22 protein-coding genes are annotated in these 23,199 nt (G+C 55.5%); 2 read left to right on the forward strand and 20 right to left on the reverse strand.

Annotated features, from left to right (window positions below; genetic code table 11):
• Positions 1-60: 60 nt before the first annotated feature.
• From BM029_RS16795 to ppsA, 4 genes are all read right to left on the reverse strand, one after another.
• Entirely contained in the window at positions 61-930 is an 870-nt protein-coding gene (locus BM029_RS16795) for a CopD family protein (RefSeq protein WP_092437931.1), read from the reverse strand.
• Entirely contained in the window at positions 930-1,322 is a 393-nt protein-coding gene (locus BM029_RS16800) for a copper resistance protein CopC (RefSeq protein ID WP_092437933.1), read from the reverse strand. The genes BM029_RS16795 and BM029_RS16800 overlap by 1 nt, the downstream gene beginning before the upstream one ends.
• 12 nt (positions 1,323-1,334) lie before the next feature.
• Positions 1,335-2,231, reverse strand: a complete 897-nt coding sequence (locus BM029_RS16805) for a hypothetical protein (RefSeq protein WP_244545097.1) — start codon at positions 2,229-2,231, stop codon at positions 1,335-1,337.
• A gap of 95 nt (positions 2,232-2,326) precedes the next feature.
• Positions 2,327-4,684: a phosphoenolpyruvate synthase gene (gene ppsA / locus BM029_RS16810; protein ID WP_244545100.1), complete on the reverse strand. Its 2,358-nt coding sequence runs from the start codon at positions 4,682-4,684 to the stop codon at positions 2,327-2,329.
• 390 nt (positions 4,685-5,074) lie between these two features.
• On the opposite strand from ppsA, the gene BM029_RS16815 reads away from it, so the two are divergent.
• The gene (locus BM029_RS16815; RefSeq protein WP_092437935.1) at positions 5,075-5,923 is read left to right on the forward strand and encodes a posphoenolpyruvate synthetase regulatory kinase/phosphorylase PpsR; all 849 of its coding nucleotides are present in this window, start codon (positions 5,075-5,077) and stop codon (positions 5,921-5,923) included.
• 282 nt (positions 5,924-6,205) lie between these two features.
• On the opposite strand, the gene BM029_RS16820 is transcribed toward BM029_RS16815, so the two are convergent.
• The 16 genes from BM029_RS16820 to rpsB all read right to left on the reverse strand — a co-directional run bounded on the left by BM029_RS16820 (position 6,206) and on the right by rpsB (position 22,039).
• A complete protein-coding gene (locus BM029_RS16820) occupies positions 6,206-6,994 on the reverse strand; it encodes a TrmH family RNA methyltransferase (RefSeq protein WP_092437936.1) in 789 nt (262 codons plus the stop codon).
• On the reverse strand, positions 6,991-7,614 hold the full coding sequence (gene rnhB / locus BM029_RS16825; RefSeq protein ID WP_092437938.1) for a ribonuclease HII: 624 nt from the start codon (positions 7,612-7,614) through the stop codon (positions 6,991-6,993). The genes BM029_RS16820 and rnhB overlap by 4 nt, the downstream gene beginning before the upstream one ends.
• A gap of 64 nt (positions 7,615-7,678) precedes the next feature.
• Positions 7,679-8,845 (reverse strand): lipid-A-disaccharide synthase, encoded by a 1,167-nt coding sequence (gene lpxB, locus BM029_RS16830; RefSeq protein WP_256381613.1) that lies wholly within the window; start codon positions 8,843-8,845, stop codon positions 7,679-7,681.
• Between the two features lie 19 nt (positions 8,846-8,864).
• Positions 8,865-9,653 carry an acyl-ACP--UDP-N-acetylglucosamine O-acyltransferase gene (gene lpxA, locus BM029_RS16835; RefSeq protein WP_092437942.1) on the reverse strand — a complete coding sequence of 263 codons (789 nt, stop codon included), beginning with the start codon at positions 9,651-9,653 and terminating at the stop codon, positions 8,865-8,867.
• Positions 9,654-9,657: 4 nt separating this feature from the next.
• On the reverse strand, positions 9,658-10,161 hold the full coding sequence (fabZ, locus tag BM029_RS16840) for a 3-hydroxyacyl-ACP dehydratase FabZ (RefSeq protein WP_092416876.1): 504 nt from the start codon (positions 10,159-10,161) through the stop codon (positions 9,658-9,660).
• Positions 10,154-11,221 (reverse strand): UDP-3-O-(3-hydroxymyristoyl)glucosamine N-acyltransferase, encoded by a 1,068-nt coding sequence (lpxD, locus tag BM029_RS16845; protein ID WP_092437944.1) that lies wholly within the window; start codon positions 11,219-11,221, stop codon positions 10,154-10,156. Before lpxD ends, fabZ begins: the two co-directional genes overlap by 8 nt.
• Before the next feature lie 34 nt (positions 11,222-11,255).
• Positions 11,256-11,732 carry an OmpH/Skp family outer membrane protein gene (locus BM029_RS16850; protein WP_244545101.1) on the reverse strand — a complete coding sequence of 159 codons (477 nt, stop codon included), beginning with the start codon at positions 11,730-11,732 and terminating at the stop codon, positions 11,256-11,258.
• A 132-nt stretch (positions 11,733-11,864) separates the two neighbouring features.
• Positions 11,865-14,243: an outer membrane protein assembly factor BamA gene (gene bamA / locus BM029_RS16855; RefSeq protein ID WP_092437946.1), complete on the reverse strand. Its 2,379-nt coding sequence runs from the start codon at positions 14,241-14,243 to the stop codon at positions 11,865-11,867.
• Positions 14,244-14,303: 60 nt separating this feature from the next.
• On the reverse strand, positions 14,304-15,686 hold the full coding sequence (gene rseP / locus BM029_RS16860; protein ID WP_092437948.1) for an RIP metalloprotease RseP: 1,383 nt from the start codon (positions 15,684-15,686) through the stop codon (positions 14,304-14,306).
• Between the two features lie 24 nt (positions 15,687-15,710).
• A complete protein-coding gene (ispC, locus tag BM029_RS16865) occupies positions 15,711-16,880 on the reverse strand; it encodes a 1-deoxy-D-xylulose-5-phosphate reductoisomerase (protein WP_092437950.1) in 1,170 nt (389 codons plus the stop codon).
• A gap of 6 nt (positions 16,881-16,886) precedes the next feature.
• Complete coding sequence (locus BM029_RS16870; protein WP_092437952.1) at positions 16,887-17,711, reverse strand: phosphatidate cytidylyltransferase; 825 nt, start codon at positions 17,709-17,711, stop codon at positions 16,887-16,889.
• Positions 17,711-18,493, reverse strand: coding sequence for a polyprenyl diphosphate synthase (uppS, locus tag BM029_RS16875; protein ID WP_092437954.1), 783 nt, complete (start codon positions 18,491-18,493; stop codon positions 17,711-17,713). Before uppS ends, BM029_RS16870 begins: the two co-directional genes overlap by 1 nt.
• A gap of 55 nt (positions 18,494-18,548) precedes the next feature.
• On the reverse strand, positions 18,549-19,109 hold the full coding sequence (gene frr, locus BM029_RS16880; RefSeq protein ID WP_092437956.1) for a ribosome recycling factor: 561 nt from the start codon (positions 19,107-19,109) through the stop codon (positions 18,549-18,551).
• Between the two features lie 124 nt (positions 19,110-19,233).
• The gene (pyrH, locus tag BM029_RS16885) at positions 19,234-19,950 is read right to left on the reverse strand and encodes a UMP kinase (RefSeq protein WP_092416867.1); all 717 of its coding nucleotides are present in this window, start codon (positions 19,948-19,950) and stop codon (positions 19,234-19,236) included.
• A 252-nt stretch (positions 19,951-20,202) separates the two neighbouring features.
• On the reverse strand, positions 20,203-21,084 hold the full coding sequence (gene tsf / locus BM029_RS16890; RefSeq protein WP_092416866.1) for a translation elongation factor Ts: 882 nt from the start codon (positions 21,082-21,084) through the stop codon (positions 20,203-20,205).
• A gap of 199 nt (positions 21,085-21,283) precedes the next feature.
• Positions 21,284-22,039: a 30S ribosomal protein S2 gene (gene rpsB, locus BM029_RS16895; RefSeq protein WP_092416865.1), complete on the reverse strand. Its 756-nt coding sequence runs from the start codon at positions 22,037-22,039 to the stop codon at positions 21,284-21,286.
• A 330-nt stretch (positions 22,040-22,369) separates the two neighbouring features.
• Here rpsB and map point away from each other — a divergent pair, with 330 nt between their 5' ends.
• Complete coding sequence (gene map, locus BM029_RS16900) at positions 22,370-23,188, forward strand: type I methionyl aminopeptidase (protein WP_092437958.1); 819 nt, start codon at positions 22,370-22,372, stop codon at positions 23,186-23,188.
• Positions 23,189-23,199: the final 11 nt, after the last annotated feature.

Here is a 23,199-nt window from a genome sequence, read left to right on the forward strand (position 1 = left end):
GGACATGCATTGCCGAGGACTGGCCGCTTGAGCGCCGGGAAACCGTACGCTCTATCCATCCTATGCTGGCATGGTAGTCCCCAACTTGGCGGCCAATGCCAGCACAACCAGCAGCACCCCCGCTTCAACCAGCAGCACCTGCCTGAAGCCCGTGGCGCCGACGGCCTGATCACGATCCAGAAGTGCCAACCAATGCCAGCGATTTCGCGCTCCCAGGCCGGCGGCAATCCCGACTGCACAAAGTTTCGCCAGCAATATCCAGGCGTAGGCAGAGCTCCAAGGATTGTCGGCATGCCCAAGCGTCCGTGCCACATTAAACAGACCGCTGCCGACCACCAACAGCAGCGCCAGCGTAGCAATTTTCGATACGCGATGCGCCAATGCACTGCGCTGCTGCAACGGCCAGCTGGACCAGTCGGATGTCAGCAGCACGCAGATCCCTACTGATCCAGCCCAGGCTGTCGCTGCCAGTACATGTACAGTGTGGATCAATACGGAAAAGCTGGCGAGGCCTTGATCTGCCGCGTGCCCGGTCGCCGCTCGCGCCAGCGCGAATCCAACCAGGCCAGTCACGAACAGGGTATTTCGAAGCGGCAATGCAAAACTGGCGGTCGACACCATCAATATGATCCAGCCAGTCAACGCGAGCCAGATCATGCCGCCAAAATGTGACTGCGTGAGTACCAGCCAGAGTGCGGCAGGCAAGCCGGCGATACTGGCTTCCGTCATGGCGACGGTGCCGGCGTACAAGTAGGCCGCTAGTACGACTCCGAGAAGTACGCAAACCTGGCGAGCAATGTCGGCGAGTCGTGCCGAGGTAACGGTCGACGACACGCCCCCTTGCAGCACGGCGACGCCGACGGCGGCTGCCAGCGTGATATCCAGCAATCCCGCAAATAGCGGTTGCATCAAGTTCGCGGCCAGACTCATCACTTCACCGTGAATTTATAGTTTCCTTGAGTACGGTGACCATCGCCGGCAACAGCGACCCATTTCACTTGATATACGCCGCTTGGCAGGCTCGGTAGCGCTACGCGCATGGTCTTCTGCGTGGTGGTATCAACCTCGGCTTTGGCGCTGTTGACTTGCTTGCCCTGCGCATTGCTGACAACCAGGCTGCTAAATGCCGGTTCCAGTCCTTCGTTGTAAGTGATGCTGACTTCCTGCGGCGCACTCACGACCGCACCGGCGAGGGGAGCCTGGGTTTCAGGCCGGGCGTGTGCCCATGCCTGACCGATGCTGCTTAAGCTCAGTACGCCGGCGATGGCGGACAAGCGTAAAAAGGAGTGAATCGCAGATCCGTGAAAAAATGATTTATGCATGATAAGTACTTTTTAAAAAATTGGTTTCCCGATGGATTTCGGGAAAATATCGTCGAAGAAGAAGTGAGTTTGCAGCAACACGCCTATGCCGCGCCCACTGGCGCGATTGGCGGGGATTTGCATTTCCAGTCCGATCTGACCTGTACGCGACTCCCAAATGATCCCAGGGTTGATAGTACCCGTGGTGCGGCCTGAGCAACTGCCGCTGGTGCAGGTGCTCATGGCCAGCTCCACTACCGGAATCAGGTTTGAGAATGGCTTAGACAACCCGACGTTTTTGACGAACGATTGCAGGTACGGCAAGCTGTATTGTAGCGTCATGCCCCAGTTCAGGGCATTCGAAACACTGCTGTCGCTTGCGTATTGCTGGCCAACCGTGCCGGTAATTGCGAATGGCTTGAGCCAGCCCAACGCATCCGGCAGATCGCCAAAGCCTTTGCCTGCATAGATCGTCGGTGTATAGGTCGAATAGCTGCTGCCGATGGCCTTGCTGCCGCTGCCGCCGATGGCGCCATTAACGCCGACCGATAGCATGAATTCGTGTACAGGATTAACGTACACCAGATACTTGATGCCGAGTCCGAGGTTATCAAAGCCTTTGGCAGCGGGACTGCCGCTGACGCGCTGGGTGGCGTAATTGTCGCCGACGCTGAACCCCAGGTTCGGTGTGATGGTTTTGGAATAGTTGGCCGACCAGGTATTCACACTGGCGGTGCCGCTGTCGTCATTAGGTGTCCGGATGTGGCCGAACTGAAAATCCAGTTCGTCGCCGACGCCGGGATCGTCGACCGCCATGGTGGCCGGAAAGATACGGTTGCCTGCGATCGCATGCGCGTGGCCAAGCGGGGTCATGCTTGCAATAGCAAGTCCGAACGTCGCGCGAACGAGTACAACGAGTACGTTTCGCATAGTGTTGATCCAACCTCTCGAATAAAAAAATCCTCCCCTGGTTACAAACGGGGGAGGATTTTAGAGTACCGCAGAATCGCCTGATTATAGGCAGATTACTGTGCAGCCGCCAGCTTCTGCCAGGTATCGATCACCGAATCGGGATTCAGTGAAATCGATTCGATACCCTGCTTCATCAGCCATTCGGCAAAATCCGGATGGTCCGATGGGCCCTGGCCGCAAATGCCGACGTACTTGCCCTTGGCGATACAAGTCGCAATGACTTTCTCCAGCAATGCCAGGATCGCTGGATCGCGTTCGTCGAAATCGGCAGCCAGCAACTCCATGCCGGAGTCGCGATCCAGACCCAGGGTCAGCTGGGTCAGATCGTTGGAACCGATCGAGAAGCCATCGAAAAATTCCAGGAATTGCTCAGCCAGGATGGCGTTCGAAGGCACTTCGCACATCATGATGACGCGCAAATCGTTTTCGCCGCGTACCAGGCCGTTCTTGCCGAGCAGGCCGATGACCTTCTCTGCCTGACCCAGGGTCCGCACGAAAGGCACCATGATCTCGACGTTGGTCAAGCCCATGTCGTTACGCACGCGCTTCATTGCCTGGCATTCCATTTCGAATGCTTCGGCAAAGTCGCTCGCCAGATAACGGGCAGCGCCACGGAAGCCCAGCATCGGATTTTCTTCATCCGGCTCGTAACGCGAACCGCCGATCAGCTTCTTGTACTCGTTCGACTTGAAGTCGGACAAGCGCACGATCACTTTTTTCGGCCAGAACGCGGCGGCGATGGTGGCGATACCCTCAGCCAGTTTGTCGACATAAAAAGCCTTTGGCGACGCATGGCCACGGGCCACCGACTCCACTGCCTTCTTCAAGTCAGCATCGATGTTCGGGTATTCCAGAATCGCACGCGGGTGCACGCCGATGTTGTTGTTGATGATGAATTCCAGACGCGCCAGACCGACGCCGCCATTTGGAATCGACTGGAAATCGAATGCCAGTTGCGGGTTACCGACGTTCATCATGATCTTCAACGGCAGCGCAGGCAATTCGCCACGCGCCACTTCGGTGACTTCGGTTTCCAGCAGGCCGTCGTAAATCTTGCCTTCGTCGCCTTCGGCGCAGGAGACAGTCACCAGCGTGCCGTCTTTCAGCACATCGGTAGCATCGCCGCAGCCGACTACCGCCGGCACGCCCAGTTCACGCGCAATGATCGCGGCGTGGCAGGTACGGCCGCCACGGTTGGTGACGATCGCCGAAGCGCGCTTCATCACCGGTTCCCAGTTAGGATCGGTCATGTCGGCTACCAGCACGTCGCCCGGCTGCACTCTTTCCATTTCGGACGCGTCATGAATCACGCGAACCCGGCCGGCGCCGATTTTCTGACCGATGGCGCGGCCATGGGTCAACACATTGCCGATGCCCTTGAGTTTGAAACGTTGCTGGGCGTCGGTGGATTTTTCTTGCGACTTAACAGTTTCCGGACGCGCTTGCAAAATGTACAGCTTGCCGTCGCGGCCGTCTTTGCCCCACTCGATATCCATCGGGCGCTCGTAGTGCTTCTCGATGATGGTGGCGTACTTGGCCAGCTCGACGATTTCGGTATCGTTCAGCGAATAGCGATTGCGCAGCTCGATAGGGACGTCGACAGTCTTGACCGAACGGCCAGCCTTGGCTTCGCCGGTGAATTCCATCTTGATCAGCTTGGAGCCGATATTGCGGCGGATGATCGGCAGCTTGCCTTGTTCCAGCATCGGCTTGTGAACATAGAATTCGTCCGGATTGACCGCGCCCTGCACCACTGTTTCGCCCAGGCCGTAGCTAGACGTGATGAAGACCACATCCTTGAAGCCGGACTCGGTATCCAGGGTGAACATGACGCCGGCAGCGCCGAGATCGGAACGGACCATGCGCTGGACGCCGGCCGACAATGCCACTTCGGCGTGCGTAAAGCCCTTGTGCACGCGATAAGAGATAGCGCGATCGTTATACAGCGATGCGAACACATGCTTCATGGCTTCCAGCACGTTGTCGATGCCGACCACGTTGAGGAAGGTTTCCTGTTGGCCGGCGAATGACGCATCCGGCAAATCTTCTGCCGTTGCCGAAGAACGCACGGCAAACGACATCTCGCTGGAAGAATCTTCAACCAGGCGTTTGTAGAAGGCGTGGATTTCCTGTTCCAGACGCGGCTGGAACGGTGTTTCCACTATCCATTGACGGATCTCGGCGCCGGCTTGCGCCAGTGCCCGTACATCTTCAACGTTCAGGGTTGCCAGACGATCGGCAATCCGGTCGGCCAGGGCCGGGCCGCCATCGGCGCTGTGCGACAGGAAATCGCGAAACGCCTGCGCAGTAGTAGCAAAGCCGCCCGGCACGCGTACTCCGGCGCCGGCCAGCTGGCTGATCATTTCACCCAGTGATGCATTTTTGCCGCCGACGGAATCGACATCCGTCATTCGCAGATTTTCAAAGGAGATGACGTAAGCCGCCCCCTGGGTAGCACCCATCTGTATTGCATTGGACATAACAACCTCTAGTTTGATGATAAGAAATCTTCACAATTGCCTTCGCCGCCCTTTGCTTTTTGTTATTCTTCGTCAGGTAGCTTTAAATATTCAGTTGGCAGCCATTTTATGCCAATTTAGCGGCAAAAGGCACATTCGAAAACAAGCGGGCAGCAAGCGATACACTTTGCTACAGTCGGCACTCTGTTAAAAGTTTCTGCGCCGCCATGGGCATCGGTGTGGCCGCCCGCGTGGTTCTTGTATTCCACCTTGGTGCCCGGCCTTGGTACGCCACCTTGTTTCGCTTTTTTATTTTAATTTATTTAATTTTTTGACAATACCATGCTAGATGCTGCTCCTGTTCAACTGGTCCCTGCCAATCGCACGGTATTCTTTGTTTCCGACGGCACCGGCATAACCGCCGAGACTTTCGGCCACTCGGTGTTGACGCAGTTCGAGTTGCGTTTCAAACAAGTACGCCTGCCCTTTGTCGATACCCTGGACAAGGCATACGACGCAACCCGCAAGATCAACGAAGCTTTTGCAGCAGACGGCAAATTGCCAATTGTTTTTTCGACACTGGTTAAAGCCGACTTGTCAAAAGTCATCCAGCACGCCAAGGCGATGCACATGGATTTGATCCAGACGTTTGTCGAACCGCTGGAAAATGAACTGGGGGTCAAATCCACCCACACTATCGGCCGCAGCCATAACACTGCCAACACCGACGAATATAAGAACCGGATCGAAGCGATCAACTTTTCACTGGCGCATGATGATGGCCAGTCGCACAAGAACCTGGCCGATGCCGACGTCATCCTGGTTGGCGTATCGCGTTCGGGCAAAACCCCTACCAGTCTTTACCTGGCGATGCAGTTCGGCGTCAAAGCGGCCAACTATCCATTGATTCCGGAAGATTTCGAGCGCGACAAATTGCCTAGCGGCCTGTTGCCGTTCAAGCAAAAGATTTTCGGGCTGACGATTGCGGCCGACCGTTTGTCGGAAATCCGCAATGAGCGTCGGCCGGGCAGCAAATATGCGGCGCTGGCAAATTGTCGTTATGAGGTGAATGAAGCGGAAAAGATCATGCGGCGCGAAGGGATTCGCTGGATGTCGTCTACTACCAAGTCGATTGAGGAAATCGCGGCGACGATTTTGCAGGATATCAAGCCGGAGATACGGACTTTCTAGGCAGAAGGAATCGTCATTCAGTTGCGAATCGACGACCTGGTGATCTGGGGTCGGAGTCAACTTTCGCAGGGTTTATCGCGAAACTTGACTCGGACCCCACATCACGGCTACGGAGAAAGGTAGTTCACTTATCGCAGGTTTGGTTCTTTTTTGTTTTACTGCTCTCGCTCCGTGGCCCACTAAGTGGGGTCAGAGTGAAGTTTCGGCGGTATAGCATACCGAAAGTTCACTCTGACCCCAGTTAGTTCGTGCTCTCGTCGCGTAGATCGTAAAAAACCATTGTCATTTGGCTTGCGACTGGCGCAGCTGCTCAAAAATACATACTGCCGCAGCGGCGGCAGCATTCAATGATTCCATTTGTCCGCGATGCGGAATCACGACTTGCTGGCTGGCCAGCCGTAGCAAGTCTTCCGCGACGCCCTGGCCTTCATGGCCGAACAGCCACGCCAGCGGTCCGCTCAAATCAGCCTGATAGATGCTTTGCGTTGCATACGAGCTGGTGGCAAGCACCGGTATCTGTGTCGTCGCCATCAACGCGGCCAGATCGACGCCTTCGAAAATGTCCAGTATGAAATGGGCGCCCATCCCTGCCCGCAGGACTTTGGGCGACCACGCTGATGCGCTACCTTCCGAACAATATATCTGCTTGATGCCGGCAGCGGCGGCGCTGCGCAAGATCGAGCCGAGATTGCCTGGATCCTGCAAGTTATCGAGCAGCACGGCGGATTGCGTCAACACTGACGGCGCGGCCGTTTTCGGTGTTTCAATCACGAACATCAGACCGACACCATGCTCAACCTGGCTCAGCGCGTGATATTGGCCATCCGGCAGCACGATGCATTGCACTGCGTCGGCCTGGCATTGGCGGATCACTACGGCAGCCTCGGCATGGGTCAGCGCAGTTTCGCTGGCGACGCACAATACCGGCTTGCCGCCATGCTGCAAATACGATTCGGTCAGGTGAATCCCGTCCAGCAAGGTGCGGCCCGCCTTGCGTCGCGCATGGGCGTTGGTCGCAAGATGCTTCAATTCCTTGTATAAAGGATTGGCTGACGAGGTGATGCTTTTCATTTTATTGCTCCGTCGGTATTCGCTGCCAGCAAAGCCCGCACCGGTGCATAAGATTTGCGATGCACCGGCGACACGCCATGCAGGCGCAGGCGCTCCATGTGCAATGCGGTCGGATAGCCTTTGTGCTGATCGAATGCGTAATGCGGATATTCTGCGTGCAATACTTGTAGCGCGGCGTCACGCGCCGTCTTGGCCAGAATCGACGCCGCCGAAATGGCTTGCACCTTGTCGTCGCCCTTGATGATCGCTTCGGAACGGATGCTGAGTTGCGGACAACGGTTGCCGTCAATCAGTGCCAGCGTCGGCGCCATGGGCAACCCTTCCACCGCACGCCGCATTGCCAGCATGGTTGCCTGCAAAATATTCAAGGTGTCGATTTCGGCTTCGGAGCATTCGGCGATGGCCCACGCCAGCGCGTTGGCTTTAATTTGCTCAGCCAGCGCTTCGCGCCGTTCAGCAGTCAGTTTCTTGGAGTCGCGCAAGCCGCTGATCGGTTTTTCCGGATCGAGTATCACGGCCGCCGCAAACACCGGGCCGGCCAACGGACCACGGCCGGCTTCATCGACGCCACAGATAATTTCGCCGTCGTAGTTAAAAAGAGAAAAATTGGAATCGGACATGGTCACGGCTGCTAAAAAAATGGAGCAAAAAATGAAGCAAAATCAGCGGACAATCAACTAAAAATCAGTGTCGATGTTGTTCGATAACTTGCAATACCGCCTGCGCACTTTCGCCGGCGGTATCGCGCAGCAGAGTGTGGTGCATGTCGGTAAAGCGTTGCCGCAGCATGGCCTGGCGAGCCGGATCTTCCAGTTGCGTCCAGAGCGCATCCGCCAGCGCCTGCGGCGTTGCATTGTGCTGCAGAAGCTCAGGCACCAGGAATTCACGCGCCAGGATATTCGGCAAGCCGATCCACGGCTGGTAACTCATGTGGCGCATGATTTCCCAGCTGGCGCGCATCATCTTGTAGGCGATCACCATCGGCTTCTTGTACAACGCGACTTCCAGCGATGCGGTTCCGGAGGCAACCAGCACCCCGTCGGCGGCCGCCATTGCAGTATGCGACTGGCCGTCCAGCAGCTGGATCGGCAGATCCTGCAAACCGGCCTCGGCCACCAATTCGCTAAAGAATTTGCGCTGTTTCTCTCCCGCCATCGGGGCCACGAAGCGCATGCCGGGATCGCGCTGCGCCAGTATCTTTGCGGCTTGTACAAAGGCGATCGTGTTGTGCTTCAGTTCGCCCATGCGGCTGCCGGGCAAGATCGCCACCACCCTGCCGGTCGCAGGCAATCCAAGCGCGCTACGCGCCGCAGCCACATCCGGCACCATCGGGATCACTTGCGCCAGCGGATGGCCGACGTAAGTTACCGGAATCCCGGCTTTGCGATAGATTTCTTCTTCAAACGGGAAGATGACCAGCATATGCGATGCCGCCCGTTTGATCTTCTTGATACGGCCGCCGCGCCAGGCCCAGATTGAAGGACCGATAAAATGCACGGTCGGAATGCCGGCCTCGCGCAACTGCGCTTCCAGGCCGAAATTGAAATCAGGAGCATCGACACCGATAAACACGCTCGGTTTTTCAGCCAGCAGCCGATCGCGCAGTGCAATCTGGATGCCTTTGATCTCGCGATAATTGGCTAGCGCTTCGAAGAAACCGTGGACCGACAGTTTTTCCATCGGCCAGCCGCTGACAAAACCATACTCAGCCATCTTGGCGCCGCCGATGCCGTACATGGGCGCATCAGGCAGGTGCGGCCGCAGGCCGGATAACAGGCGGCTGGCAAGCAGGTCGCCGGAGCTTTCTCCGGCGACCATTGCGATTGCTATATTGGAATTGTTGTCCGCCACGGCTGCTACGTTAGCCACGTTAGCGGATGATGCCACGCGAAGAGGTCGCGACGAAATCGCGCATCAACTTCAGATAGGCAGCGGAGTCAGGCACTTTCAGTTCTTCCTGCGCCAACGCGGCCATGGCATCTTCCAGCGCCAGGCCGGAACGATAAATGATCCGGTAAGCGCGCTTGATCGTCATGATCTGTTCGCTGCTGAAACCACGACGCCGCAGGCCTTCGCTATTGATCCCTGCCGGTTCGGCACGATTGCCGGCGGCAGTCACGAACGGTGGCACATCCTGGCTGACCGCAGCTGTGAATGCTGTCATCGCATGGGCGCCGATACGGCAAAACTGGTGCACGGTGGTAAAGCCGCCGAGCAGCACCCAATCGCCAATATGTACATGTCCGGCCAGCGTTGCGTTGTTGGCGATGGTGGTGTTGCTGCCAATTTGACAATCGTGCGCCACGTGGACGTAGGCCATCACCCAATTATCGTCGCCGATACGGGTGACGCCGCCATCCTGCACGGTGCCAAGATTGAGAGTGACAAACTCGCGGATGGTGTTGCGGTCGCCAATCTCCAGCCGGGTTGGTTCGCCCGCATATTTCTTGTCTTGCGGCGCAGCGCCAATCGAACCGAACTGGAAAATCGCATTGTCGCGGCCGATCGTGGTGTGGCCTTCGATCACGGCGTGCGGACCGATCTTGCTGCCGGCGCCGATGGCGACGTGCGGGCCGATCACCGCATAGGCGCCGACTTCCACGGTACTATCGAGGGCTGCCTTAGGATCGATGACTGCGGTAGGGTGAATGCGCGTCATCGGATCACTCTGACGGGGTGGCATCCACGACAGACGGTGCTGCGCCAGGGCTGACAGCACTACGCATGGTGCACATGAATTCGGCTTCCACGGCCATTTCGCCGTCGACGCTGGCGACTGCCTTGTATTTCCAGATGCCGCGCACTACGCGCACGATCTCGACCTGCAGCTTGATCTGGTCGCCAGGTTCAACCGGACGGCGGAAACGAGCTTTATCGATGCCAAGGAAATACACCACGGTATTTTCATCCGGCTTGCGGCCTTCGGTCAGGAACGACAGCAAAGCGGCGGTTTGCGCCAACGCCTCGATGGTCAGGACGCCTGGCATTACCGGCTTGTTGGGGAAATGGCCGTTGAAAAATTCTTCGTTGATAGTGACATTCTTGATCGCGGTGATCGACTTGCCACTTTCCCAATTCAATACGCGATCAACCAGCAACAGCGGATAACGATGCGGCAGGTAGGTTTTGATCTGATTGATATCTAGCGTTTGGTTTGGACTATTCATTATCTTCTTGGGTAGACTGTTGCGACAATTGTTTGACGGATTTTTCCAGAGACCGGATTTTCTCACGCATTGTATTCAGATTGCGTACCAAAGCGGCAGATTTTTCCCAATCGCCATGTTTGGCAATCGGATAAAAGCCGGTATATTGGCCCGGCTCGGAGATCGAGCGCAACGCCAGCGTACCTGCTGACACATGCACATGATCGACGATGGTAATGTGGCCATGGATCATGGCAGCCCCGCCTATCGAGCAATATTTGCCGATCCTGGCGCTACCTGCAATGCCGGCGCACGCCGCAATCGCAGTATGCGCGCCGATATGGCAGTTGTGGGCAATCTGGATCTGATTGTCCAGCTTGACGCCCTCTTCAATCACGGTATCGGCCAAAGCCCCACGGTCGATGGTGGTATTGGCGCCGATTTCAACGTCGTCGCCGATCAGTACCCGGCCGGTCTGAGGAATTTTGACCCAGGTTCCGCCGTCATTGGCAAAACCGAAACCATCGGCGCCGATCACTACGCCGGAATGGATGATGGCGCGCCGGCCAATCTGACAAGCGTCATAAATGGTGACATTGGGATAAAGACAACTTTCTGCGCCAATGCTGACATCCCGCCCGATCACACACCCGGCGCCGATCCGGACGTGCTCGCCGATCGAAGCGCCAGCACCGATAACCGCATTCGCGCCGATATAGGCGGTCGCCGCAATGTGGGCGGCAGGATCGACATTGGCTGCGGGATGAATGCCAGGAACGACAGGAATCGCATTGTTTGCGGCAAAGAATTGCGCCGCCCGGGCAAAATAGGCATAGGGATTGGCTGCAACAATACGTACGCCGTGAAAATCGGCGCCGACCACTGCATCATCCGCGGCAGACAAAATGATAGCTGCCGCCTGCGTTTGCGACGCCTGAGGGCGAAACTTGGGATTGGACAGGAAGGTAATCTGTGATGCGCTGGCGTCGCTCAGTGGCGCGATGCCGGATACCTGGGTATCCGCATCACCGATCAATTGGCCACCCAAGCTTTCGACCAGTTCTTTTAGCCGAATGGTCATATAGTGGCCCTAACGAACTGAATTCAGAATGGTTTTACTTATTGAGGATTTTCAATACTTTATCGGTGATATCGATACGCGGGCTCACATACACGCCGCCTTCCTGAAACACCATATCGTACTTCTCGGCTTCAGCAATCTGCTTGATCGCCTTGGTCGAACGCTCCAGGACGATCGCCAGCTCTTCGTTGCGGCGCTGGTTCAGATCTTCGCGGAATTCACGTTGCTTGCGCTGAAAATCCTTGTCCAGATCGCTCAACTCGCGTTGACGCTTGATCCGTTCGGATTCCGAAATCACGGCTGAATCCTTGTCCAGCTTGTCTGCCATGGATTTCAAACGGGTAGCCTGGTCTTGCAGATCTTTATCGCGCTTGGAAAACTCGGCTTCGATCTTGGTTTGTGCAGTCTTGGCTGGAATCGCCTCGCGCAAAATACGCTCGCTGCTGACGAAGGCGATTTTCGAACCTTCATCCGCGTGCGCCGGCAGCGCCGACAATAAGCACACCGCCATCAAACCGGCTGATGGCAAAAACGTAAAGGATTTTATTAGAGATTTCAACACTATTCTCCGCAATTCAAATGATGCAACTTGTGCATTATGCCACGCTTGCCGGGATCTGCAATTGTGCAGCATCCCGACGAATTAAAAGCCCGTGCCTAACTGGAATTGGAACGACTGCAGCTTGTCGGTCGGTTTCGCGTTCAAAGCCTTGCCGTAACTGATCTTCAAAGGACCGATAGGCGACACCCAGCTCAAACCGATACCAGTAGAATAACGCAACTCGCTCAACTGCATCGGCGCCTTGTCGGCATACACCTGGCCGGCATCGAGGAAGGTAAACCAGCGCAGGCTACGGTCGGTGCCTGAACCAGGGAACGGGAATTGCGTTTCCAGATTACCGAATACCCGCGAAGCACCGCCCATCGAATCGCCGTACTGGTCGACGTTAGTGCCGACGCCCAGTGTCGAGCCTTCAAATCCGCGCACAGTGCCGATACCGCCGGCATAGTAGTTCTTGAACACAGGATAAGGCTTGCCGCCCATGCCGCGGCCATAATCGATTTCGCCGTTCATGGCCAATGTCACAGCATTGCTGAACAGCGGCTTGAAGTACTGATGCTGATAACTTGCACGGTAATAGCGCAAGGTACCGACTGCGGAAACTTCGAGAGTGGCGCGCTGGTAACGTCCTGTTGTCGGCACCAGTGCACTGTCGCGGCTATCGCGCTGCCAGGCTGCCGTCAGCGGGAAACTGTTGGTGGTTGCGCTTGCAGGATTTGCGAGCACGTTATAACCCAGGCCGCTGTTGATCAGTTGTCCGTTACCGAAGTCGGTGACATATTGCTGATAGAGCAGCGGGCTGGTCGAGTCGGCCTGAACGTTGGTGTTTTCCACACCGACGCCGAAGAATACCGTGTCCAGTTCCGAGAATGGCACACCGAACTTGATATCGCTGCCGATGGTCCGCACTTTGTAGTCACCGGTGGTGTACTGCGACGGCCGCACGGTACGGTAGTAGACATCGTAGGTACGGCTGATGCCGTCGTCGGTAAAGTACGGATTGGTTTGCGACAGCGCAATCACCCGCGAGTAACTGCTGGTATTGATATCGAGACCAATGGTGTTACCGCTGCCGAAAGCATTCTGTTGCTGGATCGAACCGGACAAGCTCAGCTTGTCGGTCTGCGAAAAGCCGGCGCCGACCTGGATATTACCGGTCGGTTTTTCGGTGACTTCCATGTTGATATCAACCTGGTCGGAAGTGTTTGCCACTTCCGGTGTTTCAATCTTCACGTCCTTGAAGTAGCCAAGGCGGTCAACCCGGTCACGCGAAAGCTTGATCTTCGAACCGTCGTACCAGGAATCTTCGAACTGACGGAATTCGCGGCGCACCACTTCGTCACGTGTCTTGGTATTGCCCGCAACGTTGACATGGCGCACGTACACGCGCTTGCCGGGGTCGACCAGAATGGTAAACGCCACTTCTTTCTTTTCGCGGTTCAATTCCGGATTGGCGTTGACGTTGGCAAATGCGTAACCGAAGTTACCCAGGCGCTCCGACATCTTCTTGGTGCTGTTGTTGAGTTTTTCGCCGTTGAATACGTCGCCCTTTTTCAGGGTCAGCAGCGACCGGAGTTCATCCTCACGGCCAAACATCTCGCCTTCCAGCTTGATGTCGGAAACTGTGTACTTCTCACCTTCATTGATATTGACGGTGATGTAGATATCTTTCTTGTCCGGCGTAATCGAGACCTGAGTCGACTCCACCTGCATCTCGATATAACCGCGATTCAGGTAATACGAACGCAGGGTTTCGATATCGCCCGAGAGTTTTTCTTTCGCGTACTGGTCAGCCTTGGTGTACCAGGTAAACCAGCCCGGCGAACGCAATTTAATCTGGTCGCGCAGAGTGCTATCGGAGAATGCCTTATTGCCGACGAAACGGATTTCCTTGATGCGCGATACTTCGCCTTCATCCACCGCAAACGTCACATTGACCCGGTTACGCTCGATAGGCGTGACGGTAGTAGTCACTTTCATGCCATACAGGCCGCGTGACAGATATTGTTTCTTCAATTCCTGCTCAGCGCGATCAACTTGCGCCTTGTCGAAAATACGCGATTCGCCAACGCCGATTTCTTTCAGGGCCTTGGTCAATTGATCTTTATCGAATTCCTTGATGCCGGAAAACTCGACGGCCGCAATCGACGGCCGCTCTTCCACCATGACCACCAGCACATCGCCTTCAGACTCGACCCGGACATCCTTGAAGAAACCGGTTGCGTACAGCGCCTTGATCGCCGCGGTACCTTTTTCGTCGGTGAAGGTTTCACCGACGCGCACCGGCAGGTAGCTGAAAACAGTGCCTGCCTCGGTACGTTGAATACCTTCAATGCGGATATCCTTGACCACAAACGGTTGCACCGCGAGCGCCTGGCCGGAACACACGGCAAAGGCTGCAGCAGCAATCAAACGACGGGGAAGAATCGACAAAGGGAAGTGCTCAGAATGTAATTTCATTAGCGATCGTTTTTTATCAATGTCCTTGTCTGCCACGATTGTCAGACAAGAGAGCGGAACTTAAAATATGAGCCGAACGATGTCGTTAAACATGGCGACTATCATCAACGTCATCAAAATACCGATGCCCGCGCGCTGTGCAATTGCACCAACTCGCTCGGGAATGGGACGTCCAGTCAAAACTTCCAGCGAATAATACAGCAAATGGCCACCGTCTAGAACCGGAATGGGCAGCAAATTCATGACGCCAAGACTGATGCTGATGAAGGCGATAAAACTCAGATAGCTGAATGCACCGATACGCGCAGTCTGGCCTGCATAGTCGGCGATAGTAATAGGACCGGTGATATTTTTCCAGGAAACCTCACCAATCACCATTTTACCCAGCATCTTGAGGGTCAAGATACTGCTATCCCAGGTCTTCGTTGCTCCCTTGACAAGTGCTTGTAGCGGCGGGCTGCTGGACAGGATCATTTCCGGCATCATGGGCATCTCCACCTTGATCAGGCCGATTTGTCCATCTTTACCTGCTTGCGCTTGCGGCGTCACGCTCAGCGTGAAGCTATTGCCGTTCCTTATACCTGTCAGGCTCAGTGCTTTGCCCGGCGATGCCTTCACCTTATCGATGAAGGCGACACCGTCGGCAACCGGCTCGCCATTGACGCTGGTGATCAGATCGCCTTCATGCAAACCGGCCTGCATGGCAGGACCATCCGGCACGATTTTGCCCAAAATCGGCTTGGCGCGCGCCAGCTTGATGCCTAGCTTGCCGAGAAAATCGCCTTCGAGGTCTTTCGCCGCCAGGGCTTCTATCGGCAAACTGACCGTGTCAAGCGGTTCGCCGCCCGGTAAACTGCCGCCTGTCGGACCAGGATTTGTCCTGCGGACGTCAAGCTTGACCGGCGTCTTGTCGATCACTCCCTGCAGTACCTTCCAGCGCAGATCGGACCAGGTCTGGATCGCTTCGCCGTTCACGGCGGTAATCAATTCGCCGCCACGCAAACCGGCCTGGTAGGCCGCGGTCTGCTCCGCAACGGCGCGTACTCTTGGCGTCGGCTCCATCTCGCCATACATGTACAAGCCAGTAAATAACAAAATGGCAAGGACAAAGTTGGCCAAAGGTCCGGCCGCCACGATCGCCATGCGCCGCCATACCGACTGATTGGTGAATTCGCGCTTCAGTTCCTGCGGCGATAAACCGGTTACGTCTTGCTCACGCGCGTCGAGCATCTTCACATAACCACCCAGAGGCAGGATGGAAACGGCCCACTCGGTTTGATCCGGACCGAATCGACGCGAGAAAACGATCTTCCCCATGCCCACCGAAAAACGCAGCACCTTGACCCCGCACAAACGCGCGATCCAGTAATGGCCCAGCTCATGGATGATGACCAGAGAGCCAAGTGCGACGACAAATGCGAGGATTGTTTGCAGGAAGGCCATTAGTTACTAAGAGTTACTCTGTAATCAGGAAATCAGGGAGTGTACCGTCTGGCGTGCAAGACGATCCTGCTCAAGCAATAAATCAATATCGCTTACAGTACACAGCGGCACCGTATCCATGGTGCGCGCTATCAGTTGATCGATCATGCGGAAGCCGATTTTTCCATCCAGAAAAGCTTGGACAGCTATTTCATTCGCCGCGTTCAATATAGTTGCGGCAGAACCGCCGGCTTGCAATGCATCATACGCGAGTTTCAGGCAAGGAAAACGCTGCAAGTCGGGACGGGAAAATTGTAACTGTCCGATCACAGTCAGATCGAGCGGACTGACGCCGGACGCCATCCGCTCCGGATAGGCCAGCGCATGGGCAATCGGCGTGCGCATGTCGGGATTACCCAATTGCGCCAGGACCGAGCCGTCGACATAAGACACCATGGAGTGAATCACGCTTTGCGGGTGGATCACTACCTCGATCTGACTGGCAGTGGCGCCGAACAACCAATGCGCCTCGATTACTTCCAGGCCTTTATTCATCATGGTGGCCGAATCGACTGAAATCTTGCGCCCCATGACCCAGTTCGGATGGGCAATCGCTTCTGCCGGCGTGACTGATTCCAGCGTTTCCACTGCCCTGTTCAGAAACGGGCCGCCAGATGCAGTCAGCAGGATTTTCTCGACGCCGAGCGCGGCCGGCTGGCGTTGATAGCCATGCGGCAGACATTGGAAAATCGCATTGTGCTCGCTATCGATAGGCAACAACATGGCGCCGCTCTGTGTCACCGCATCGATGAACAGCTGGCCGGACATGACCAGCGCTTCCTTGTTTGCCAACAGGATTTTTTTCCCGGTCCTGGCGGCAGCCAACGTCGGCGCCAGGCCCGCAGCGCCTACAATGGCGGCCATCACGGAATGACAAGCCTCGGCACTGGCAACCTGGCACAGCGCAGCGTCGCCATACAGCACTTCGATCGCGGGCGCTTTTGCGCGCAGCAAGGCGCTCAGTTGCTGGGCCGCCGCGGCGCTGCCGACCACGGCCACCTGTGGTTTGAACTGCAGGCATTGCTCCGCCAGTTGCTCAACGCGTGTGTGTGCAGTCAGGGCATACACCGAATAACGTTCAGGATGGCGCGCTAGCACATCCAGCGTCGACATGCCGATCGAACCGGTGGAGCCGAGAATAGTAATATTTTGCATACTGACCTAAAACCAAAAACTCAATAACGCGGCCAGCGGCAGCACCGGGATCAGCGCATCGACGCGATCCAGCACGCCGCCGTGGCCAGGCAACAGATTGCTGCTGTCCTTGATGCCGGCCCGCCGCTTCAGCATCGATTCGAACAGATCGCCGGCCACACTGGCAGCCACCAGCACGGTCATCGCCGCCAGCAATCCGGCCCAGCCCCAGGCTGCCAGCAAACGCATCGGGAAAGTCTCCGCCAGCGCAGGCGCCAGGCTGAATCCGAACGCCATGAGCAATACCAGTATCCAGCCGCCAAGTGCCCCTTCCCAGGACTTGCCGGGAGAAATAGACGGCGCCAGCTTATGACGGCCGAAGGCCTTACCGGAAAAATAGGCACCGATATCAGCCACCCAGACAATCACCAGGACCGACAACAAATACATGGGAGAGTGATGAAACAACACCACAATCGCCAGAAAACAGCCAAAAATCGCGATGGCGTAACTGCCGGCAACCAGGCGGTTGCCAAGACTGGCCAGAGGCGGCAGGCCCAAGCCTAGTGACGGCACAAAACGCAAACACCAGATTGCCACGCACAGTACAAACAATAAACGAATATTGGGGCCGCTGCCGTAGGCCATGATAGCCGCGAACAAGGCCAGTCCAGCCAGTCCCCAGGCGAGAGCGGCTTTAGCGGAAGCGCCGAAGATCCTGGCGCTTTCCCAGATCGCCGCTGCAAAAAAAAGCGTCGAGACGACGGCGAATCCCGGGAAATAATTGAAGTATAAAATCGGCAGCAAGACTGCCAACAAGAGTAAGGCCGTGATGACACGCGTCCTGAGCATCAGGAAGCCTGTTCCAGCAGTTGCGCACTGGTGCGCCCGAAACGACGCTCCCGTTGCTGATAAGAGGCAATTGCCTTATCCAGTTCGTCAGCGCCGAAATCCGGCCAATAGGTATCGGTAAAATACAGCTCGCTGTACGCCAGTTGCCATAGCAGGAAATTGGAAATACGCTGCTCGCCGCCGGTACGGATAAACAGATCCGGCTCCGGTGCATAGGCCATGGCGAGGTGCTGCGCCAGTTCCTCTTCGGAAAACACATCGGGATCTTGTTCGACATTGGCCGTAGTGCCTGCTGCACGACGGGCAGCCAGCATTTTTTGCACTGCCTGCATTACATCCCAACGGCCGCCGTAGTTCGCGCAGACGGTGACAGTCATTGCAGTGTTACCAGCGGTTTTGCGTTCGGCGTTGTCAATCATTGCCTGCAGCTTGGCATCGAAACGGCTTAAATCGCCGACTACTTTCAGGCGTATGCTATTGGCGTGCATCTTGCCGACTTCGCGCTCCAGCGCCACCATGAACAAACGCATCAGCAACGACACTTCATCGGCGGGCCGGCGCCAGTTTTCAGAACTGAAAGCGAACAGCGTCAGGTATTCGACGCCGCGCACGGCACAAGCTTCGACCACCGCGCGCACTGCCTCGACGCCCTTGCCGTGACCGGCAACACGCGGCAAGAAGCGACTGGTCGCCCAGCGGCCGTTGCCGTCCATGATAATGGCAACGTGCCGTGGCACCGTCGGGCTGGCTGGCAGCGCTTGCGTGGAACTTGTATGGACCATAAATAATGAAGTAAGAAAATAGAGAACGGCGTGGAGAGCGGCAGAGCAGCTCCGATTACACCGTCAAGATCTCTTTTTCTTTATCGATCACTTGCTTGTCAATTTCAGCTACGGCTTTGTCGGTCAGCTTCTGGATTTCGTCCTGTGCACGACGCTCGTCGTCTTCTGAACATTCCTTGTCCTTGACCAGTTTCTTCAAGCCTTCGTTGGCATCGCGCCTGATATTGCGAATTGCAATTTTTGCATCTTCCGCTTCACCCTTGACCAACTTAACCATTTCCTTGCGACGTTCTTCTGTCAGCGGCGGTGTCGGTACCCGGATCATCTCACCCTGGGTCGATGGGTTGAGGCCCAGATCGGCTTCACGGATGGCCTTCTCGACTACTGCGATCATTTTCTTTTCAAATGGCTGCACACCGATAGTACGCGCATCGATCAGCGTCACATTGGCAACCTGGCTCAGATTGGTCGGACTACCGTAGTACTCGACCGTGATGTGATCGAGAATCCCGGTGTGGGCGCGGCCGGTACGTACTTTCGCCAGATCGGCACGCAAAGTCTCAAGCGACTTTTGCATTCTTAATTCGGTGTTCTTTTTAACTTCAGCAATACTCATGCTGCTCTCCTATTCGAAAACTTTAAAACGAAACTTTGAAAATTGATTACTTATTTGTGTAACGCATTTGCGCAACTTACTTGCTTAACTTATCTGCGCGAATATTGCAAATTACACAAACAATTTAAACGTGCACCAAAGTACCTTCATCTTCACCCATGATGACCCGCTTCAGCGCGCCCGGCTTGACGATGGAGAATACCTTGATCGGCAGTTTCTGGTCGCGACACAGGGCAAACGCGGTGGCATCCATGACTTGCAGATGCTTGGTGATCGCCTCATCGAAAGTGATGTGCGAATAACGCGTTGCAGTTGGATCCTTGTTTGGATCTGCGCTATACACGCCGTCGACCTTGGTCGCCTTCAGTACGATTTCCGCGCCGATTTCCGAACCGCGCAATGCCGCTGCGGTATCAGTGGTAAAAAACGGATTGCCGGTACCTGCTGCAAAGATGACAATTTTATCTTCTTCCAGATATTGCAGGGCTTTAGGCCGCACATACGGCTCAACTACCTGTTCGATGCTGATTGCCGACATGACACGGGCCGTGAGGCCTTTTTGCCGCATGGCATCTGCCAGCGCCAGCGAATTCATCACCGTTGCCAGCATCCCCATATAGTCGGCAGTGGCGCGATCCATACCCTGGGCGCCCGGCGCTACGCCGCGGAAAATATTACCGCCGCCGATCACGATCGCCAGTTCAACGCCTAATTCGGCCACTTCGGCGACATCGGCAACCATACGATCGATCGTCACACGATTGATGCCATAGGCGTCATCGCCCATCAGGGCCTCACCGGAGAGTTTCAGGAGAACACGCTTATAAGCTGGTTTTGTCATGGTCTGGGCCCCTTGTGGCTTTCCGATTGATTTACATTTGTATTGGTCAATGCCTGGACTGCAGCGCCATTGTCAGGCCAAACCGCAGCAAAATCCACTATCAGCGCGATTTAGAACGATCAGCGCCGATTCCTGCGACTTCCCTCACTCCTGGATGCGGGGCGAGGATTCAACAAGGCATTCCTTAGTCTTTGGTCTGGGGAGAAAATTCCTCAGAACCAAAAAAACGGGCCTTTCGGCCCGTATTCTTGCTTACGCCTGCTTGGCCGCAGCAACTGTCGCTGCAACTTCTGCAGCGAAGTCATCTTGTTTCTTCTCGATGCCTTCACCGACTACAAACATGGTGAACGATTTAACGCTGGTATTAGTTGCTTTCAGCATTTGTTCAACAGTTTGCTTGTCGTTCTTGACGAAAGTCTGGTTCAGCAGGGAAACTTCCTTCAGGAATTTCTGTACCGAACCTTCGATCATCTTGGCCGCGATGTCAGCCGGCTTGCCGGATTCAGCCGCCTTCAACGTTGCTACCGAACGCTCTTTTTCGATCAGCTCTGCAGGCACCTGGTCCGAAGACAACGATACCGGCTTCATCGCAGCGATGTGCATGGCTACGTCTTTACCGACTTGTTCGTCAGCGCCGTCGAATTCAACCATCACGCCGATACGTGTGCCGTGCAGGTAGGAAACCAGCTTGGCAGTTGTATCAAAACGTGTGAAACGACGAATCGACATGTTTTCGCCGATGCGGCCGATCAAGGCAGCACGGGTTGCTTCAACAGTGCTACCGTCGAGTGGCAGAGCCGACAAGGCAGCCACGTCGGCAGGATTGTTTTCTGCTACCAGCTTGGCGCAAGCATTTGCCAGACCCAGGAAATCGTCGTTCTTGGTGACGAAGTCGGTTTCGCAGTTAACTTCCACCAGGGCGCCAACGCCGCCGGCGATATAAGCTGCGACTACGCCTTCAGCTGTAACACGGGAAGCGGCCTTGGAAGCCTTGCCACCCAGTTTTACGCGCAGAATTTCTTCTGCTTTGTCCATGTCGCCGCCAGCTTCGGTCAACGCTTTTTTGCATTCCATCATAGGCGCATCAGTCTTTGCGCGCAGTTCGCCTACCAGTGCTGCTGTAATTGCCGCCATACTATTCTCCTAGCTCAGTTGATGCTTTTCTTGCTGTCCTGCCGACCTGTCACCGCTGTGCAGTGCGCCCGATCATCAGCTTCCGAGCATCATCATTCAAAATATATTCGGGTAAAAAATAAGCAAATAATGCTGATACAAAAAAAGGGGCAACCAGGGCCCCTTTTTATTCTGAAGTATAAGACCTCAGATTCAGGGCTTAAGCCTGATCGTTAACTTCAACGAATTCGTCGCCTGCCGCGCCTTTGATAGCTTCGACCACGTCGTTCACTGCATTGGCACGACCTTCCAGGATCGCATCGGCAACGCCGCGAGCGTACAGGGCGATTGCCTTGGACGAGTCATCGTTACCAGGGATAACGTAAGTCACGCCGTCTGGCGAGTGGTTGGTATCAACCACGCCGATAACCGGGATGCCCAGCTTGGCAGCTTCAGTGATTGCGCCCTTGTGGTAGCCGACGTCGATCACGAAAATTGCGTCAGGAATGCCGCCCATGTCCTTGATGCCGCCGATAGCTTTTTGCAGCTTGATCAGCTCACGCTGGAACATCAGGCCTTCTTTTTTGCTCAGCTTCTCGAACGAACCGTCTTCAATCGCAGCTTCCATTTCTTTCAGGCGCTTGATCGATGTCTTGATGGTCTTGAAGTTGGTCAGCATGCCGCCCAACCAGCGTTGGTCAACGAAAGGCGAACCCGAACGTGCTGCTTCAGCAGCAACGATTTCGCGTGCTTGACGCTTGGTGCCGACAAACAGGATGTTGCCACGATTGGATGACAATTGACGGATGTACTTCATCGCCTCCTGGTACATGCCCAGGGTCTTTTCCAGGTTGACGATATGAATTTTGTTGCGGTGACCGAAGATGAACGGCGCCATCTTTGGGTTCCAGAAACGAGTTTGGTGACCGAAATGGACACCGGCTTCCAGCATTTCACGCATTGTTACTGACGACATAATTTTCTCCAGGGTTAGGTCTGGAACCCGCTCAGTCACCGTAGTTGCCGTGTTACACACCGGCAAAAAACAGCACCCTTTTCGAGCGGATTCGCGCTTTTAGAACAATAAATTAACTACTCAAACAACGATATAGCCCATAGCAATTCGAGCTAACCCAAGATTGTACCCTAAAACCCAGGACTTCTTCAAGCGCCGCGAGGCATATCTTTAAGCGCATCTTGTTGGCGTCGTTTATAATCGTCTCCTGACTGAATCCAGGCGCTTTTAGTACCATTTGCGGCGCCTTTTGCTAAAGAATTCACCGAATTTTCTCGATTTCCCTATCTTATGACCTCTATCTCCATAAAAACTGCTGAAGATATTGCCGGCATGCGTATTGCCGGCAGGCTTGCTTCGGAAGTGCTCGATTACATCACGCCCTTTGTCAAAGTCGGCGTCACCACCGGCGAGCTGGATCGCCTGTGCCACGAATACATGACAAATGTGCAAGACACCATCCCTGCCCCGCTGAACTATTGTCCGCCTGGCTATACGCCTTATCCGAAAGCCATCTGCACGTCGGTCAATGACGTCATCTGCCACGGCATCCCGGGCGACAAGGTACTGAAAAACGGCGATGTCGTGAATCTCGACATCACTGTGATCAAGAACGGCTATCACGGCGACACCAGCCGCATGTTCTACGTCGGCGAACCGTCGATCATGGCCAAACGCCTGGGCGACATCACCTATGAGTGCATGTGGCTGGGCATTGCCAAGATCAAACCGGGCGCGCATCTGGGCGATATCGGCTACGTGATCCAGCAACACGCTGAAAAAGCCGGCTACAGCGTAGTCCGCGAATTCTGCGGCCACGGCATCGGCAAGGTATTCCACGAAGAGCCGCAGGTATTGCACTATGGCCGCCCCGGCACCTTGGAACGACTCGAGGCCGGCATGATTTTCACGGTCGAACCGATGATCAACGCCGGCCGCCGCGACATTCGCGAAATGGGCGACGGCTGGACCATCAGGACCAAGGATCGCAGCCTGTCGGCACAATGGGAACACACCGTGCTGGTCACCGAAACCGGCTACGAGATACTGACCCAATCCGCAGGTACGCCGCCGCCGCCCGCCTTTATCCAACAAGCAACCGCCGCCTAAGCCCAGGAAGA

This window comes from Collimonas sp. OK607 (assembly GCF_900111995.1).
Taxonomy (GTDB): domain Bacteria; phylum Pseudomonadota; class Gammaproteobacteria; order Burkholderiales; family Burkholderiaceae_D; genus Collimonas.

Coding starts and splice junctions, on each gene's coding strand:
- BM029_RS16820 (WP_092437936.1), bottom strand. CDS start 6,994: ATGAAAAGCATCACCTCGTCAGCCAATCCTTTATACAAGGAATTGAAG.
- BM029_RS16805 (WP_244545097.1), bottom strand. CDS start 2,231: ATGCGAAACGTACTCGTTGTACTCGTTCGCGCGACGTTCGGACTTGCT.
- lpxD (WP_092437944.1), bottom strand. CDS start 11,221: ATGACCATTCGGCTAAAAGAACTGGTCGAAAGCTTGGGTGGCCAATTG.
- tsf (WP_092416866.1), bottom strand. CDS start 21,084: ATGGCGGCAATTACAGCAGCACTGGTAGGCGAACTGCGCGCAAAGACT.
- fabZ (WP_092416876.1), bottom strand. CDS start 10,161: ATGAATAGTCCAAACCAAACGCTAGATATCAATCAGATCAAAACCTAC.
- rnhB (WP_092437938.1), bottom strand. CDS start 7,614: ATGTCCGATTCCAATTTTTCTCTTTTTAACTACGACGGCGAAATTATC.
- rseP (WP_092437948.1), bottom strand. CDS start 15,686: ATGGCCTTCCTGCAAACAATCCTCGCATTTGTCGTCGCACTTGGCTCT.
- frr (WP_092437956.1), bottom strand. CDS start 19,109: ATGAGTATTGCTGAAGTTAAAAAGAACACCGAATTAAGAATGCAAAAG.
- uppS (WP_092437954.1), bottom strand. CDS start 18,493: ATGGTCCATACAAGTTCCACGCAAGCGCTGCCAGCCAGCCCGACGGTG.
- map (WP_092437958.1), top strand. CDS start 22,370: ATGACCTCTATCTCCATAAAAACTGCTGAAGATATTGCCGGCATGCGT.
- BM029_RS16800 (WP_092437933.1), bottom strand. CDS start 1,322: ATGCATAAATCATTTTTTCACGGATCTGCGATTCACTCCTTTTTACGC.
- rpsB (WP_092416865.1), bottom strand. CDS start 22,039: ATGTCGTCAGTAACAATGCGTGAAATGCTGGAAGCCGGTGTCCATTTC.
- ispC (WP_092437950.1), bottom strand. CDS start 16,880: ATGCAAAATATTACTATTCTCGGCTCCACCGGTTCGATCGGCATGTCG.
- lpxA (WP_092437942.1), bottom strand. CDS start 9,653: ATGACGCGCATTCACCCTACCGCAGTCATCGATCCTAAGGCAGCCCTC.
- BM029_RS16795 (WP_092437931.1), bottom strand. CDS start 930: ATGAGTCTGGCCGCGAACTTGATGCAACCGCTATTTGCGGGATTGCTG.
- BM029_RS16850 (WP_244545101.1), bottom strand. CDS start 11,732: ATGGCGGTGTGCTTATTGTCGGCGCTGCCGGCGCACGCGGATGAAGGT.
- BM029_RS16815 (WP_092437935.1), top strand. CDS start 5,075: ATGCTAGATGCTGCTCCTGTTCAACTGGTCCCTGCCAATCGCACGGTA.
- bamA (WP_092437946.1), bottom strand. CDS start 14,243: ATGAAATTACATTCTGAGCACTTCCCTTTGTCGATTCTTCCCCGTCGT.
- pyrH (WP_092416867.1), bottom strand. CDS start 19,950: ATGACAAAACCAGCTTATAAGCGTGTTCTCCTGAAACTCTCCGGTGAG.
- ppsA (WP_244545100.1), bottom strand. CDS start 4,684: ATGACGGATGTCGATTCCGTCGGCGGCAAAAATGCATCACTGGGTGAA.
- BM029_RS16870 (WP_092437952.1), bottom strand. CDS start 17,711: ATGCTCAGGACGCGTGTCATCACGGCCTTACTCTTGTTGGCAGTCTTG.